This is a genomic window from Pseudomonas sp. Pseusp97, assembly GCF_047304025.1.
In the GTDB taxonomy this organism is placed as follows: domain Bacteria; phylum Pseudomonadota; class Gammaproteobacteria; order Pseudomonadales; family Pseudomonadaceae; genus Pseudomonas.
Genome location: NZ_JBGLYK010000464.1, coordinates 1 through 749 on the forward strand (window position 1 = coordinate 1; position 749 = coordinate 749).

A 749-nucleotide genomic window follows, 5' to 3' on the forward strand; every position below is an offset into this window, starting at 1 on the left:
GGGGTGTCCTTCTGGTGTTGCGCGGGCCTCTGCGGGTTTCCATCGCCGGCCCCCCCCCCCCGGGGGGGGGGGGGGGGGGCGTCCCCCCCCCCCCCCCCGCTCCTACAGGCTATGCGTTACAGCCAGACGGCGTTCCAGAAGGGATAGTCCCGAAGTGATTTGACCAAGCCGGCGCGTAAAGGATTGGCGACCAGGTAGCGGGCTGCGGCTTTCAGGTCTTCGTCGCGGCGCAGGGCGTGATCATGAAAACCGGACTGCCAGACTTTGCCCGTGCGCCCCAGCGTCTTGTTGAGTGATATTGCGGTGAAGGATTTCAGTCGCTGCATGAAGACGCTCAATGAGTCGTTTTCGAGTTGTACCAGGCAGTGCAAATGATCTGGCATCAATACCCAGGCTAGGAGATGCGGCTGCGCCACTTGGTGGATCGCTCGGGCGACGGCGCATGATGCGCTCCATTGCGTGAACAGGGACTCGCGTTGGTGAGTGACCGCGGTTACCAGATAAATCTGCCCTGTGATCGAATGACGTCCACTGCGCAAATCCTTGCCATGAAATCCCATGGTCAGTTTCCCCTGGAGGCCAGCGCTAAAGGTCGCAGAGGAGGTGAGGCCTGGCTGTAGGAGCGGGGGGGGGGGGGGGGGGGGGGGGGGGGGGGGGGGGGGGGGGGGGGGGGGGGGGGAAAAAAAAAAAAACAAAAAAAAAAAAAACCCCCCCGGGGGGGGGGGGGGGGGGGGGGGGGGGGGGAGGGG

General features: G+C 64.4%; 1 protein-coding gene. It reads right to left on the reverse strand.

Translation table 11 applies throughout. The features are described from left to right. Positions 1-116: 116 nt before the first annotated feature. Positions 117-560, reverse strand: coding sequence for an REP-associated tyrosine transposase (locus ACCC94_RS29900; RefSeq protein WP_413353198.1), 444 nt, complete (start codon positions 558-560; stop codon positions 117-119). Positions 561-749 lie beyond the last annotated feature (189 nt).

Bases quoted from the DNA above. Each gene is read 5' to 3' on its own strand.
- ACCC94_RS29900 (WP_413353198.1), bottom strand. From the start codon at position 560: ATGGGATTTCATGGCAAGGATTTGCGCAGTGGACGTCATTCGATCACA.